The sequence below is a fragment of the Thermomonas sp. HDW16 genome (assembly GCF_011302915.1).
GTDB lineage: Bacteria > Pseudomonadota > Gammaproteobacteria > Xanthomonadales > Xanthomonadaceae > Thermomonas.
Genome location: NZ_CP049872.1, coordinates 244589 through 259345 on the forward strand (window position 1 = coordinate 244589; position 14757 = coordinate 259345).

The window sequence follows — 14757 nt, forward strand, 5'->3', positions numbered from 1 at the left end:
CCATGAGCCCGACCCGACCCCTCCTGTCGCTGCTGCTGTGCATATTGCTTGGCGCCTGTGCCACAGCGGGCAACGGCAAGGGTACGCCGCCCGCGATACCGACCGCCATCGCGGGCGAAACGCCCGCGGCCGCCCCGGAAACGGTGGCGGCGACCGCCGAAAATGCCGGCAACACTGCCGATGCGGTCGTGAACACGACACCCGCCGAACCCGCCGCCGCCCAGGCCGAATCTCCGGCGGTACTGGCACAGGAAGCGACCGCCGCCGAAGACGATTTCGCCGCGATCTATGGCGTGTCCGGCACCGACGGCGCCGCGAATGGCGAAGTCGCGACCACGTCGACGGTTCGCGATCCGTGGGAGAAATACAACCGCCAGGTGCACGGCTTCAACCAGGCGATCGATCGCGCCCTCGCGAAGCCGGTGGCCCGCGCCTACGTGGCGGTGGTGCCGCAACCGATTCGCACCGGCATCGGCAATGTGCTCGACAACCTCGGCCAGCCAGTCACCTTCGTCAACAACCTGCTGCAAGGCGATCCACGCGGCGCGGCCAACACGCTAGGGCGCTTCCTGCTCAACAGCACGGTCGGCATCGTCGGCATTTTCGACGTGGCCAGCAGGGCCAAGATGCCCGAGCGCAACGAGGATTTCGGCCAAACCCTGGCGGTGTGGGGCTGGAAGCAGTCGCGCTACGTGGAGCTGCCCTTCCTCGGCCCGCGCACCGTACGCGACGTGCTTGGCCTAGGCGGCGATTACAAGCTGTGGCCGGTGGGTTACATCGAGCGCGACCGTTCGCGCATCGTCGTGGAAGGCCTGCAGCTGGTGGATTCGCGGGCGCAGCTGCTGCCGATCGAAAATATCGGCGAAGGCGCGGTGGACGAATACACCCTGTTCCGCGATGTCTGGCTGCAACGCCGCAACTACCAGATCAAGCACAGCGGCCGGCGTTCCTCGCAAACCGACGATGCACCCGTGCCGCAAAGCGACCTGCCGTCATACCTGATGGAAGACAACGACGTGACACCGGAGACTTCCGGACAGCCCGGCATGCCGCCTGCCGACGGCTGAGGCGGGTCAGGCGTCGCCCTGCTCCAGGCCCAATGCGGGCGCGCGGGCAGGCTCCCCATCGCGCAAAGCATCGACACTGCCTTGCAGTTCTTCAGGCAACGTCTTCTTTCCCTTCGCGCCGAGGTCCACGAGGCGCTGCGCGCGCGGGATCAGCGCCTGCTTGGAATTGCTCAATTTATGGCGCGCATCGTTGAAAGCCGACGTGGCGTCTTCGAGCTGCCGGCCTACGTTGTCGAAATCGGCCAGGAAGTTGACCAGTGAGTCCAGGACGAGGCCACCCGTCTTGGCGATTTCCTGCGCTTCGCGCTGAATCTTGTCTCGTGTCCATAGCCGCTCCACGACGCGCAGCAACGCCATCAGCGTATTGGGCGAAGCAAACACGATCTTCTGTTCGAAGGCATAGGTCTGCAACGCAGCATCCGCGCCCAGCGCCGCTGACAGCGCACCCTCGATCGGCACGAATGCAACGGTAACTTCGAGCGCGCCGTCGCCGATCAGCTTCGGATAGTGCTTATCGCTCAGTTCCTTGACGTGCTGGCGCAGGGCCACCGAATGCCGGCGCAATGCGTCCTGCTGTTCCTCGGGCGTACCGGCATTCATGGCCTCCTGCCATGCGATCAAGTTCACCTTGCTGTCGACCACGATGCGCCGCTCGTGGGGCAGGTTGACCACGATGTCCGGAAGGAAGCGCTTGCCATCCTCCGTGGTGGCGGATTTCTGCCGCTGGTAGTGCGAGCCTTCGACCAGTCCTGAGCCTTGCAGGACGTTCTCGAGCATCAGCTCGCCCCAGTCGCCGCGAATCTTGGCATTGCCCTTGAGCGCACGCGTGAGTTCGTTAGCGCGAGACGCCATGTCCTGGTTGAGCGTCTTCAGTTCATCGATCTTGCCGGTCAGCGCAGCCCGTTCCTTGGCCTCTTCGCCATAGAGCATATCGACACGGGTACGGAATCCGGAAAGTTGCTCCGAGAAGGGCTTGAGCAGCATCTCGATGTCGCTTTTCGACTGCAGTGCGGCCTTCTGCGTCCGCTCGTCGAACGTCTTGCCCGCCAATTCCGCGAAAACGCCAGACAAGCGCTCCTGGGCATTCGCCAGGAAATCCCTCATCCCGGCATTGGCACGCTCACTGTGGCTGAGATTCGCCGCCGCATCCGCGTGAGCCCGACGGAGCCCGTCAAGCTCCTGTCGCAAGAGCGCAAGATCGGCATTGGACTTGTCGTTACGCGATTCGGACTGCTGCAACAGGCTTGTGCGGGCTGCCAACTGCGCACGCACCTCGCCTGCAGCATGCCGTTCCTCATGCAGCATGTTCTTCAGATCGACAAGTTCGGCCTCGCCTCGTTCCAGACCAATGACACGCTCGCCGAGTCTTGCCGCCTCGGCGGAATTCACACGTGCGTTATCGCGCTCCGCCTGCAATTGCGATGTGAGGCTATCGCGCTCGTCGCGTAATGCCTGCTCCATCCGGTTATCCGACTTGCGCAGCAGCACGGCCAGCAACAGGCCGATCGCCACCAGCACGGCGATCAGCAGGACGATCAGAAGCAACGTGGTCGAATCCATGCCGCCAGTGTAGCCGCCGGCGCCGCGCCGGCTGCGACATTCAGTGCGACGACGTGGCGCCGATGTCGCGCAGCAATGCCTGGTACTCGGGGTTGGCGCGCAACAGCGCGCGGCCGGCGGCGATCAATGCGTCGACATCGTCCGCGGGCAGGGTGAAATCGGTGGGGATCGCGTTCAGCCGCGCGCGCAACGTCGGATCGGCGACATCGCTCAGTGCCACCGTGATCAGGCGCGCTCGCACCGTATGCCCGGCACCGTTCAATTCCTTCGTCCAGCCCTGCATGCGCTGCTGCACCTGTTCGATGGTGGCCGTGTTGTAGCGATGCAGCTGCACATCGGTGGTGGCATCGATCATCCGTCGCAACGAGGGCGAACGCGCACTGACCCCGATTCCGCTGCTGGCATCCGTGGACGCATCCACCGACAGGATCACCAGCTCGGGTGATGGCGCACGACCGATGCGTTGCAGGAACTTGCGCGGGCCGCCGGCCGAATCCACCGCTTCCAGCATCGCGCGCAGGCCCAGGTTGTCGGTCAGGCCGCCATCCGCCAGGTGCACGTAACGCCGCGACTGCTTGTTGGCGTAGGCCCGCCAGCCCTCGGCTTCCTGCCGCAGCTGCGGTGAGGCGGCAACGGCGGCTTCGTCGAACGTGGCGCGCGGCGTGCAGCCGGAATAATTTTCCAGCACCACCGGCTGGAACAGCACCGGCACCGCCGACGAGGCTGCCACCGCATGTGAGAGCGGATAGCTCAGCAGATCCGAGCACAGCTGGTCGAAGTATTCCTGCAGGAAGGCGAAGCGGATGCCGCCTTCCAGGTCGGTGGCGTTGATGATGACCAAGGGGCCCGGCCGCGCCTGCAAATCGGCATAGCGCGCGCCGTGGAAGATGTAGTGGTCGAACAGGCGGGCGGCTTCGTCGGAACGGGTCTGGCGGCTGAACCAGCGCAACGGGCTGAGCAGGCGATGGGCCAGGTCGCCGCCGATGTCGCGGCGCAGGAAGGCCTGTTCGAAACCGGGGAAGGTGGCTTCGCCATGCAGGCCGTAATACGCGGCGATGAAGCTACCGCCGGAGACCGCGCTGATCGCGTCCACTTCGTCCAGCAGCCGTTTCGGCCCGGTGTTGCCCGCCAGCCGGGTGTCGCGCAACTCCAGCATCACGCCATAGGACAGGGCGGCAGCACGCGCGCCGCCGCCGGAGAACGCCAGGCTCAGGGTGATCTGCTCGTAGCCCTGCGCGTCAGGCGCGCGATCCAGGCCATAGCTCGCGCGCGCGGCATCCGCCGCCGTCTGCGGACGGTTGGCGATCTGTCCGTAGGAGGCACAACCCGAGAACAGCGGCAGCAGCGCGCCGAGCACGATGGCGGCGGTACTGCGGGACGCGCTTGCGGACTTGCCCATGGGTCAATCCAGTACGCGACAGAACACCGCCTTCAAATACCGTGATTCCTGCACTTGCGCCAGCCACGGGTGATCCGGGCCGGCGCCTGAGACCTTCAGCACCTGGACGGTGCGGCCGGCGTAGTACGCGGCACGACGCAGCATGTCGGTGAATTGTTCCTCACTGACCAGGCCGGTGCAGCTGAAGGTGGCGAACAGCCCGCCCGGCTTGACCACGCCCAGCGCCAGCTTGTTCATGTCCAGGTATTTCTTCAGCGCGGTGATCACCTGCTCGCGGTCGCGGGTCATCTTCGCCGGGTCCAGGATCACCACGTCGAACTGTTCGCCGTTGTTCGCCGCATCGCGCAGCCACGGGAAGATGTCGGCCTGGATGAAGCGTGGTTTCCTGCCACCGATCAGCGTGTTGTTGAGGCGTGCATTCTCTTTCGCGATGTCGAGCACCGCGGCATCGATGTCGATGCCGACCACTTCGGACGCGCCGCGCGCTGCGGCATACACGCCAAAGCCGCCTGTGTTGCAGCACAGGTCGAGCACGCGCTTGCCTTCGCAAAGCCGCGACAGCCATTCGCGATTCTCGCGCTGGTCGGCGAAGAAACCGGTCTTGTGCGCACCGGCCGGATCCGCCCGGAAACGGATGCCGTGCTCGGTGACCGTGGCCGGCTGCGTGCCCAGGGTGTCCTTGTAGTCGAAGCTTTCCTGCTTCTGCACGTGTTCGTCGGCGAAGCTGTGGAAGCGGCAACCGGGGAAGTGTTCGCGCAGCGCGTTGAAGATCCATTCGCGATGGCGGTACATGCCGGCGCTGAAGAATTCGACCACGATCAGGTCGTCGTAGCGATCCACCACCAGGCCGCTGAGGCCATCGCCTTCGCTGTGCACCACGCGCCAGGCGTTCGACACGTCATCAAGCTTGAGGAATTCGCGGCGCAGGCGCACCGCCTCGCCGATCTTGCGCGCGAACCAGCCGGCATCGACCTCGACGTCCGGGTCGTTCTCCAGCATGCGCAGGGCGATCCGCGAATGGCCGTTGTAGAAGCCACGGCCGATCCACACCCCGTCCACGCCAACCACGTCCACGATGCTGCCCGGCTTGGGCCGCTGTGCGGGTTTTTCGACCAGGCGCTGGAAGATCCACGGGTGGGTGGAGTTCCAGGCGTTCTTGAGGCGGACGACGGGCAGGGGTTCGGCCATGAGGTTCGGGACACAGACAACGGAATCGGGTATTGTCGCCCAAGAAGGGGAGTAACTCCGCGCACGGCCGTCGTCATTACGGGTAGCTGTCGATCCGACATCCACCCCGGCGCCGTGGCAGGCCAACCGCCTGTGAGTGAGACCTTCGCCGAACGGCGAAGCGCGCTCCCTTTCCATGTGCCCTGCATGGACGCCTCCGCCGGTTCCCACGGTGGAGTGTTGCTGCATGGATACGATCGGTTCTCCCGTTCTCTGGCTGGCCTTCGGCGCGGTCGTGGTGGTCGCCTTGCTCGCCGACCTGGTGCTGATGCGCCACGGCGGCCCGCACAAGGTGACGTTCAAGGAAGCCGCGTGGTGGAGCGTGGGCTGGGTGATCCTGGCGCTGGCCTTCAACGCCTGGCTGTGGTGGTACACCGGCCATCAGTTCGGCGCCGAGGCCGGCGACCGCATCGGCATGGAGTTCCTGACCGGCTACCTGGTCGAAAAAGCGCTGGCGGTCGACAACATCTTCGTGTTCCTGATGATCTTCGGCTACTTCGCGGTGCCGGAGGAGCAGCGCCAGCGGGTGCTGGTACTCGGCATCATCGGCGCCATCCTGCTGCGCGCGATCCTGATCTTCGCCGGTGCGCTGCTGCTGTCGAAGTTCCACTGGATCCTCTACGTGTTCGGCGCGTTCCTGCTGTTCACCGGCATCAAGATGGCGCGCTCGGCCGGGCAGGAACCCGACCTGGAGGCCAACCCCGCGCTGCGCTGGATGCGCGGCCACCTGAAGCTCACCGACGGCTATCGCGGCAACGCGTTCAGCGTGGTGGTCGACGGCGCGCGCTGGTACACGCCGCTGTTCGTGGTGGTGGCGCTGATCGGCATCACCGACGTGATCTTCGCGGTGGATTCGATCCCGGCGATCTTCGCCATCACCGACGACCCATTCATCGTGCTGACCAGCAACGTGTTCGCGGTGCTGGGCCTGCGCGCGATGTTCTTCCTGCTACAGGGCATGGCCGACCGCTTCCACCTGCTGCCCTACGGGCTGGCGCTGGTGCTGGTGTTCATCGGTGCAAAGATGCTGCTGATCGACGTCTACAAGATCCCGATCCTGCTCTCGCTGGGCGTGGTCGCGGCGATCATCGGCACCACCATCGTGCTCAGCCTGAAGCTGCCGCCACGCGGCCATGGCGGCAAAACCCCTTGAAGCCGGCAACGGCGATGCCCACGTCAGGTTGATGTCCACGCCACGTCCCGTCGATGCGCAACGCCAGCAGGATCGCCTGCGCTTGCGCCGTGCGCTCAACGCCAGCCTGGGCTTCGTGCTGCTGCTGGCGGTGTGCTTCGCCGCCCAGCAGACCTTCGACTGGACCTTCCTCACGGTCACCCCGTGGTCGGCGGAAGGACTGCTGGGCCTGCTGACCGCGCCGCTGCTGCACGGCTCGGTGGAGCACATCGCGGCGAACAGCATCGCCCTGCTGTTGCTGGGCACGCTGGCCGGCACCGTGTATCCCAAGGCCACGCTGCGCGCATTGCCGCTGCTGTGGCTGGGTTCCGGATTGGGCGCCTGGCTGCTGGGCCAGCCGGGCTCGCATCATCTGGGCGCCAGCGGCGTGACCCATGGCCTGATGTTCCTGGTGTTCGTGCTGGGCCTGCTGCGCCGCGACCGCGCGTCGATCGCCGCCGGAATGATCGCCTTCCTGTTCTATGGCGGCATGTTGATGACCATCCTCCCGCGCGAAGCCGGCGTCTCCTGGGAATCGCACCTGGGCGGCGCGCTGGCTGGCGTGCTGTCCGCATTCCTGTTCCGCCGCAGCGATCCGATGCCGCCACGCCAGAAGTACAGTTGGGAACTCGAGGAAGAACAGGCGCAACAGCAGGCCGCGCTGGAACGCGACATGTACGAGCCGCGCGCGTCGCAGGATGTGCCCGTGTTGTGGACGCGCGAGGATGACGATGCGGAGCGCAGGCGCGTGCTGCCATTCCGCCGCCCCGGCGAGTGAGCTATTTGCCGGCCAGCACCGCAGGCCCCAACTCGCGGTCGTGCCAGTGCGACAGCAACAGCAGCGAAGCCGCCGCGCCGCACAGGCACAGGAACATGTCCCATTGCGTGTCCCACTGGTCGCCCTGGGTGGCGAGGAACGCGTCGGCATCGGCACCGTAGACCAGCGCCGACCACCATTCGATCAATTCGAAGAACGCCGAAAAACTCAGGCAGGCGGCCAGCACCAGGTAGACCAGCCAGCCGCCGCGACGCAACGGTGTGCAGCGCAACAGTAGTTCACGCGCAAGGATCGCCGGCACGAAGCCCTGCATCCAGTGGCCCACGCGATCCCACGGGTTGCGCTCGGTGCCCAGCCATTCCTGCAGCCAGAAGCCGAGCGGCGTCTTCGCATAGGTGTAGGCACCGCCGTGGATCAACACCAGCGCATGCAGGGCTAGCAGCCAGCACAGCAGGCGGGTCAGCGGGAAGCGCGGCCATTTCCATGCGATCAGTGCCAACCCCACCATCGCCCACACCGTTTCCAGCAACCAGGTCAGGCGATCCTGCGCAATCCAGAACGACACTGCGAGTGCGATCGTCACGCCGCCGGCCAACAGCCAGCGTTCACTGCGGGAGGGCGGTTGGGCGATGCCGGGCAAGGTCGTCATGCCTGCATGCTAGCGCGTGCATTCGGGCGCTGTTGCGGGAGGGCGCATTAAGCTGCGGCTCCCTGTTCCGTCGATGCCCCCGATGCGCGCCACCACTTTTCCGCTTGTTCTTGCCGCCGCCCTCCTCGCCGGCTGTGCCAGCACGCCCGAAGTGAAGGCGCCCGTGAGCGTGGCGGTCAGTTCGCCGGCACCGGTCAAGGTCGGCATCGCGCTGGGGGGTGGCGCGGCCAAGGGCTTCGCCCATATCGGCGTGATCAAGATGCTGGAAGCCAACGGCATCAAGCCCGTCGTCGTCTCCGGCACCAGCGCCGGCAGCGTGGTCGGCGCGCTGTACGCCAGCGGTATGGATGCCTATGCGATGCAGGAAAAGGCGTTCGCGCTGGACGAATCGAAGATCCGCGACGTCAGCCTGTTTTCCGGAGGCGTGGTGAAGGGCCAGAAGTTGCAGGACTACGTCAACGAGCTGGTCGGCGGCCGCAGCATCGAGAAAATGCAAAAACCATTCGCCGCAGTCGCCACGCGCCTGGAAGACGGCGAACGCACCGTGTTCGTGCGCGGCAACACCGGGCAGGCGGTGCGTGCGTCCAGTTCGATCCCTGGGGTGTTCGAAGCCGTCGCCATCGGCAAGGCGCATTACGTCGATGGCGGCGTAGTCAGCCCGGTGCCGGTGGACGCCGCGCGCGAGTTGGGCGCGGATTTCGTCATCGCGGTGGACATCAGCAGCAAGGCCGATGGCATCGCCTCGTCCACCAGCATGCTGGGCAACATCAACCAGAGCATCCGCATCATGGGCGGCAAGCTAGGCGCGCTGGAATTGCAGCGGGCGGACATCGTGATCCGGCCCAAGGTGAACGACATCGGCCCGGCCGATTTCGAGCAGAAGAACCGCGCGATCCTCGAAGGCGAACGCGCCGCGCAAGCCGCGTTGCCGCAGATCAAGGCGAAGATCGCCGCGCTGCAGGCGCAACGCACGGCGAAGGTCCGGCAGCAAGCGGATGCCGAAGTCGAACGCCAGCGCGAAGCCGAACGCAAGGCGCGCTGCGCCAAGCAGCAGGGCTGGATGGACAAGCTCACCCGCGATCCGGATTGCCGTTAAGGCTGAGTCCTGCGTTTGCGCGAGATCAAGGCAGGCCACGGCCGCGGGCGTAAACTACGGGCATGAACGCAAAGCCTGCACGCCTCGAAAACATCGTCACCGACAAGGGCAAGGTGCCGGTCTACGCCACCGGCGTCGTCGACCAGCCATGGAACGACTACAGCGACGAAGACCATGCGGTGTGGAAGGCGCTGTACCAGCGCCAGCGCGATTTGCTGATCGGCCGCGCCGCCGACGAATTTCTGCAGGCGCAGGACGCGATGGGCATGAGCCCGGATGTCATCCCACGTTTCGTGGAACTGAATGCGGTGCTGGAAGCCGCCACCGGCTGGATCATCGTCGGCGTGGAAGGCCTGTTGCCGGAACTGGATTTCTTCGATCACCTGGCCAACCGGCGCTTCCCGGTCAGTTGGTGGATCCGCCGCCCGGATCAACTGGACTACATCGAGGAACCCGACCTGTTCCACGACCTGTTCGGCCACGTGCCCCTGCTGATGATCCCGGCCTTCGCGGATTACATGGAGGCCTACGGCAAGGGCGGGGTGAAGGCGCACGGCATTGGCGCGGATGCGCTGCAGAACCTCACCCGCCTGTACTGGTACACGGTGGAATTCGGCCTGATCCAGCAGAAAGACGGCCTGCGCATCTACGGCAGCGGCATCGTCTCCAGCAAGGGCGAATCGATCCACTGCCTGGAAAGCAACGCACCGAACCGCATCGGTTTCGACCTGGAACGGATCATGCGCACCCGCTACCGCATCGACAGCTACCAGAAGACCTATTTCGTCATCGACAGCTTCGAGCAGTTGATGGAAGCGACCGGTCCGGACTTCACCCCGATCTACGCGCGGCTGGCGCAGCAGGATTCGATCCCCGCCGGCACCGTGCTGGAGACCGACGTCGTGTTCAATCGCGGCAGCGGCGAAGGCTGGGCGACGGACGGCGACATCTAGGCGGCCTTCTCTTCCGGCAGACCCGGCGCGCGAAGGGTGGCCGCGGCGCCCCCGCTTCGCCACGCCAGCGTCATCTGTTCGCCATCGCCGAACTGGATGATCATGCGGCGATGCCGACACGCCCGCCGCACCGCACCGCTTCGCTCTGGCTGTCGCTTGCCTGCTGCCTCTCCATTCCCGCCCAAGCCGGCGAGCCGATCAAAACCCTGCAGAAAGTGGAAGTCACCGCGCGGGTGCAGGGCGCCGATCCGTTCGAGCTGCCGGCCTCGCTGGACATCCTGGTCCTGGACGGCGACGACACCCGCAGCGCCGGCGACATCTCCGCGCAGCTGGCCAGCGTGCCCGGCGTGCTGGCGCGCGATCGTCGCAACCTGGCGCAGGACACCCAGCTGTCGATCCGCGGCTTCGGTGCCCGTGCGACCTTCGGCGTGCGCGGACTGCGCCTGCTGGCCGATGGCATCCCGGCCACCATGCCGGACGGGCAGGGCCAGCTTTCGCATTTCTCGCTGGCCGGTGCCGAGCGCATGGAGATCCTGCGCGGGCCGTTCTCCACGCTGTACGGCAATTCCTCCGGTGGCGTGGTGCAGCTGTTCAGCGCGGAGGGCGAGGCGCCGGATTCGCTGCGCCTGTCGGCCACCGGCGGCAGCAACGACCTGCAGCTGCTGGACGCGCGCTGGCTGGGGCGCAAGGCCGATTTCACCTATGCGATGACCGCCTCGCGCTTCGCCACCGATGGCGACCGCGAACATAGCCGCGCGCATCGCGACGTGCTCAACGGCAAGTTCGGCTGGCGGCCGGGCGATGGCCGCGAACTGGACCTGATGATCAACACGCTGGACCTGCCCGATGCGCAGGACCCGCTGGGCCTGAACGCGGCGCAGCTGCGCGCCGATCCGCACCAGGCCACGCCGCAGGCGCTGCAGTACAACACCCGCAAATCGGTCAGCCAGCGCCAGCTGGGACTGGTCTGGCGGCAGGCGCTGGGCGAATCGAACACGCTGCGGCTGATGGGCTACGGCGGCAACCGCGACGTCGAGCAATACCTGTCGGTGCCGATCGGCGCGCAGGCCAACCCGCTCAGCGGCGGCGGGGTGATCGACCTCGGCAATCGCTACGGCGGGGTGGATGCGCGCTGGACCTGGAATGGCAGTCTGGCTGGCCGCGAACTGGAACTCACCCTGGGCGCGAATGCCGACCGCCAACGCCAGCATCGGCTGGGCTACCAGAACTACGTGGGCAGCACGCTGGGCGTGCGCGGTGCGCTGCGTCGCGACGAGCGCAACACGGTCAGCAACAACGACCAATATGCGCAGGCCTGGTGGCGCTTTGCCCCGCGCTGGTCGCTGCTGGCCGGCCTGCGCCACAGCAGTGTCGAATTCCGCTCGCGCGATGCCTACATCACCGCCCGCAATCCCGACGACAGCGGCCACGTGCGCCACTCACGCACCACCCCGGTGGCGGGCCTGACCTTCGCCCCCAGCGAGCAGCTGCGCCTGCATGCCTCGTATGGCACCGGCTTTGAAACCCCGACCTTCAACGAACTGGCCTACCGCGCCGACGGCGGCGCTGGTCTGGCGCTGGGCCTGAAGCCGGCCTACAGCCGCAACATGGAGCTGGGCGCGAAATGGCGCAACACGCGCGGCGCGAGCATCGAAGGCGCGCTGTTTCGCGCCAATACCGACAACGAACTGGCAGTGGCCAGCAACGTCGGCGGCCGCAGCACCTATCGCAATGCCGGACGTGCGCGGCGGCAGGGCGCGGAATTGTCCGGCTTGCTGCCACTGGGCACCGACTGGACCGTGCAGCTGGCCGCCACCTGGCTGGATGCGCGCTTTCGCGACGGTTTCCTGATCTGCACCGGCGCCGGCTGCACCGTGCCGAGCACCCCGGTCGCCGCCGGCGCACGCATTCCCGGCACCCTGCGCCAGCAGGGCTTCCTGCGCTTGCAGTGGCAGCCCGGCGAGTGGACGCTGGCGGCCGAAGGCGTCGGCAGCAGCCCCACCACGGTCAACGACACCGCCAGCGAGCAAGCCGCCGGCTACGGCCTGCTGCACCTTGAAACGGCGCGGCGCTGGAACCTGTCGCGCGGTGCGTTGCGCGCCAGCCTGCGCATCGAAAACGTGTTTGATCGCAACTACGTGGGCTCGGTGATCGTCAACGAAGGCAACGGCCGCTATTACGAACCCGGTCCCAGCCGCAGCGTACAGCTGGGCCTGCGCTGGGACTGGGCCGCGCAGTAACGCCTCCTCATCCACGCGCCATTGCCGTCTGCGTGCGTGCACGCACCGGCGTGCTCAAGTATTTGCGGCTGAGGTAAGCACCGGCCAGCACAGCCACGCCCAGCGGCGCCAGCCAGGCGATGTTCTGGAACAGCGGGCCCTGCAGCATCGGCAACAAACGCGGCAGGCCGATCGACAGGAAGGCGATGTGGGTGGCCACGCCATTGCCCAGCATCGCGTTCAGATGCTGGCGCATCCACCAGCGCGTTTCGGTCGGCGGCTGCGCGGCGAAGCGGCGCATGCGCACGAAGCCGAGGATGCCGATCAGCGAAAAACTCACGATGATCAGCTGCATCTGCTGGGCGATGAACAGTCCGACCAGCGCGATGCCGATGCCCGCCGCAAGGTTCAGCCACATCAGCGCGCGATACACCGGGCCGGTGTAGCGCGCCCAATCGCGCTTGTCGCGGATCGCGCGCCAACTCAGCCACACCCCGGTGACGGTGATCGCGATCAGGTACAGCAGGAAGCCGCCGATTACCGGCTTGCCGTAGGCGAACACGATCATCAGGCTCATCGGCAAGGCGAATGCCAGCAGCGCCGCCATCGCCAACAGATACCACTTGCCTGCGAGCACATGCAGCGGGCTGCCCTTGCGTACCAACCCGGCGGTCCAGAAGGTCAACAACGCGAGCGTGCCGAAACCAGCATGGGCGATGGCGAGCAACGAATAGGCGGTCATGGCAGGCTCCGAAGACACCGATGTGGCGGTGCGATCAGTGTCGATATCGACCCATTCCAGCTCAGGTGCCACGGGTCATCGCCGCGAGGTGCCGGAAGTCACTTTCTGCGACCGCGCCATTGCCGATGCCGTCCATGCACCGCAGCATGGCGGCATGCGCGAAACCCTGGCCCGCCTGCTGCATCCGCTCAACCTGGCCGGCATCGCCACTTGGCTGGCGGTGGCGATGGTGGTGCGTCCGGGCGATATGCCGCCGTGGCGCAACGATGTCCTGCTGCTTGCCTGGCTGCTCGCCTTCCTCGGTGCCAGTGCGATCTGCGAGCGCTACAAGGCCTGGCGCGTGGCCTGTTTCGCGATCGAAGCCACCACCACCCTGGCCTTGGTCTGGCTGGCCGACAACCGCAGCACCACCCCGGTGCTACTGGTGGTGCTGGTGGCGCAGATGGCGATGGTCTATCCGCTGCGCGTGGTGCTGCCGTTCGCGCTTGCCGTCAACGTGGCGATCTATCTGCTGCTGGGCCACGAGAGCGGCGACAACAATCTGGCGCTGATGCTGAGCTACGGCGGCTTCCAGCTGTTCGCCGCGCTCACCTCGCATTACGCACGCAGCGCCGAAGAAGCGCGCGACCGGCTGGCCCAGGTCAATGCCGACCTGCTGGCCACCCGCGCCCTGCTGGCCGACAGCGCGCGCGATGGCGAACGCCTGCGGGTCGCCCGCGAACTGCATGACGTGGCCGGCCACAAGCTCACCGCGCTGCGCCTCAACCTGCGCGCGCTGCAGGCGGCATCGCCATCGCCGCAGCTGCAACTGGCCGAACAACTGTCCGCCGAATTGCTGGGCGATATCCGCGGCGTGGTGCATGCGCTGCGCGACCCGCACGGACTCGACATCGACACCGCCTTGCGCGTGCTGGCTGCACCGTATCCGCGTCCGACGCTGCAGCTGTCGATCGATGACGACGTGGTGATTGAAGACCCGGCGCTGGCGGACACCGTGCTGCGCACCGTGCAGGAAGCGCTGACCAATGCCGCCCGCCACGGCCAGGCAAAGCTGCTCGCCGTACGCCTGCATCGCGACCACGGCCGGCTACGGGTGGAGATCGAAGACGATGGCCGCGCGCAGTTCCCGCTGCGCGAGGGCCATGGCCTGACCGGCATGCGCGAACGCATCGTCGCCATGCACGGGCGGTTACATGTTTCGCAGGCCACACGCGGTGGCCTGCGTATCGAAGCGAGCCTGCCGGCATGAGCGAGGCGCCGATCCGCGTCGCACTGGCCGACGACCAGGCGCTGGTGCGCGCCGGCTTGCGCGCGCTGCTGCAACAACAGGGCATCGAGATCGTGTTCGAGGCCGACGACGGGCAAGCCCTGCTCGATGCGCTGCAGGCCACGCCGGTCGACATCGTGCTCAGCGACATCCGCATGCCGGGCATGGACGGGATCGCCGCGCTGGAAGCCTTGCGCGCGCGCGGCGATGCCACGCCGGTGCTGCTGCTGACCACCTTCGACGATGCCGATCTGTTGCTGCGCGCCAGCGAAGCCGGTGCGCAAGGCTTCCTGCTCAAGGATGCCGCGCCGGAGGACCTGCGCGAGGCGATCGCCCGCGTCGCCGCTGGCGAGACCCTGCTGCAACCGGTCAGCACCGATGCGGTGCGCGCGCGCTACCGCTATCACGCCGACGATGCACCGCCGCGCGACACCTTCGGCAAGCGCGAAGTGGCGATCCTGCGCCTGATCGCCGGCGGCTATTCCAACAAGGAGATCGCGCGCAGCCTGTTCCTGGCCGAAGGCACGGTGAAGAACTACGTGTCCGAGATCCTGGACAAACTGGGCACCCGCGACCGCACCCGCGCGGTGCTCAAGGCGATTACCCTGCGGATCATCTAAGACGGCGCG

General features: G+C 66.5%; 13 protein-coding genes. 8 read left to right on the forward strand and 5 right to left on the reverse strand.

The annotated features are described in order from the left end of the window. Positions 1–2: 2 nt before the first annotated feature. Positions 3–1067 carry a VacJ family lipoprotein gene (locus tag G7079_RS01055; protein ID WP_166054724.1) on the forward strand — a complete coding sequence of 355 codons (1065 nt, stop codon included), beginning with the start codon at positions 3–5 and terminating at the stop codon, positions 1065–1067. Positions 1068–1073: 6 nt separating this feature from the next. On the opposite strand, the gene rmuC is transcribed toward G7079_RS01055, so the two are convergent. From rmuC to G7079_RS01070, 3 genes are read right to left on the reverse strand one after another with little or no spacing between them, the layout of a single operon-like run. Then, entirely contained in the window at positions 1074–2627 is a 1554-nt protein-coding gene (gene rmuC / locus G7079_RS01060; RefSeq protein WP_166054726.1) for a DNA recombination protein RmuC, read from the reverse strand. Positions 2628–2667: 40 nt separating this feature from the next. After that, positions 2668–4026: a patatin-like phospholipase family protein gene (locus tag G7079_RS01065; protein ID WP_166054728.1), complete on the reverse strand. Its 1359-nt coding sequence runs from the start codon at positions 4024–4026 to the stop codon at positions 2668–2670. A 3-nt stretch (positions 4027–4029) separates the two neighbouring features. Next, a complete protein-coding gene (locus G7079_RS01070) occupies positions 4030–5214 on the reverse strand; it encodes a class I SAM-dependent rRNA methyltransferase (RefSeq protein ID WP_166054730.1) in 1185 nt (394 codons plus the stop codon). Positions 5215–5440: 226 nt separating this feature from the next. On the opposite strand from G7079_RS01070, the gene G7079_RS01075 reads away from it, so the two are divergent. Next, a complete protein-coding gene (locus G7079_RS01075; protein WP_166054733.1) occupies positions 5441–6406 on the forward strand; it encodes a TerC family protein in 966 nt (321 codons plus the stop codon). A 31-nt stretch (positions 6407–6437) separates the two neighbouring features. Beyond that, positions 6438–7202 carry a rhomboid family intramembrane serine protease gene (locus G7079_RS01080; RefSeq protein ID WP_166057787.1) on the forward strand — a complete coding sequence of 255 codons (765 nt, stop codon included), beginning with the start codon at positions 6438–6440 and terminating at the stop codon, positions 7200–7202. A 1-nt stretch (position 7203) separates the two neighbouring features. Here G7079_RS01080 and G7079_RS01085 read toward each other — a convergent pair whose 3' ends face one another. Next, on the reverse strand, positions 7204–7851 hold the full coding sequence (locus G7079_RS01085; RefSeq protein ID WP_166054735.1) for a DUF2238 domain-containing protein: 648 nt from the start codon (positions 7849–7851) through the stop codon (positions 7204–7206). A gap of 73 nt (positions 7852–7924) precedes the next feature. Here G7079_RS01085 and G7079_RS01090 point away from each other — a divergent pair, with 73 nt between their 5' ends. The 3 genes from G7079_RS01090 to G7079_RS01100 all read left to right on the forward strand — a co-directional run bounded on the left by G7079_RS01090 (position 7925) and on the right by G7079_RS01100 (position 12140). Next, positions 7925–8947 carry a patatin-like phospholipase family protein gene (locus G7079_RS01090; RefSeq protein ID WP_166054737.1) on the forward strand — a complete coding sequence of 341 codons (1023 nt, stop codon included), beginning with the start codon at positions 7925–7927 and terminating at the stop codon, positions 8945–8947. Positions 8948–9009: 62 nt separating this feature from the next. Further along, entirely contained in the window at positions 9010–9900 is an 891-nt protein-coding gene (gene phhA, locus G7079_RS01095) for a phenylalanine 4-monooxygenase (protein ID WP_166054739.1), read from the forward strand. Between the two features lie 110 nt (positions 9901–10010). Then, positions 10011–12140: a TonB-dependent receptor gene (locus G7079_RS01100; RefSeq protein ID WP_206203227.1), complete on the forward strand. Its 2130-nt coding sequence runs from the start codon at positions 10011–10013 to the stop codon at positions 12138–12140. Positions 12141–12147: 7 nt separating this feature from the next. On the opposite strand, the gene G7079_RS01105 is transcribed toward G7079_RS01100, so the two are convergent. Further along, positions 12148–12861: a hypothetical protein gene (locus tag G7079_RS01105; protein ID WP_166054741.1), complete on the reverse strand. Its 714-nt coding sequence runs from the start codon at positions 12859–12861 to the stop codon at positions 12148–12150. A 154-nt stretch (positions 12862–13015) separates the two neighbouring features. On the opposite strand from G7079_RS01105, the gene G7079_RS01110 reads away from it, so the two are divergent. Continuing rightward, positions 13016–14110 carry a sensor histidine kinase gene (locus tag G7079_RS01110; RefSeq protein ID WP_240906299.1) on the forward strand — a complete coding sequence of 365 codons (1095 nt, stop codon included), beginning with the start codon at positions 13016–13018 and terminating at the stop codon, positions 14108–14110. After that, on the forward strand, positions 14107–14748 hold the full coding sequence (locus tag G7079_RS01115) for a response regulator transcription factor (protein WP_166054746.1): 642 nt from the start codon (positions 14107–14109) through the stop codon (positions 14746–14748). The genes G7079_RS01110 and G7079_RS01115 overlap by 4 nt, the downstream gene beginning before the upstream one ends. Positions 14749–14757 lie beyond the last annotated feature (9 nt).